This is a genomic window from Undibacterium sp. TC9W (assembly GCF_049339865.1).
Lineage (GTDB): Bacteria > Pseudomonadota > Gammaproteobacteria > Burkholderiales > Burkholderiaceae_D > Undibacterium.
The window spans coordinates 1-255 of the sequence record NZ_JBMPPJ010000105.1; the positions used below are offsets into that span (position 1 = coordinate 1).

Here is a 255-nt window from a genome sequence, read left to right on the forward strand (position 1 = left end):
CTATTCGCACTGTCTTCGTCGCTACGCCTTGTCAGGACAATTTTTCGCCAGCCCTGTTTAGTCATTCAAAAAACTAGTTCCGTGGTGGCGGTTCAATTACAAAGCCGACCTTGGCGATACCGGCACGCTGTGCCGTCAGGATACTTTTGCCAATAAACTCATAGCGGGTATTCTGATCTCCACGGATATGCAACTCCGGTTGCGGGATCTTGACTGCTTCTACCTTGAGCTTTTCAAACAGGGCATCCGTGCCTG

General features: G+C 50.2%; 1 protein-coding gene. It reads right to left on the reverse strand.

Features of this window, described 5'->3' with window-relative positions:
• Positions 1-73 precede the first annotated feature (73 nt).
• Positions 74-255 (reverse strand): ExbD/TolR family protein (locus ACO0LN_RS30435; protein ID WP_422977797.1); only part of this gene is annotated, 182 nt, incomplete at its 5' end.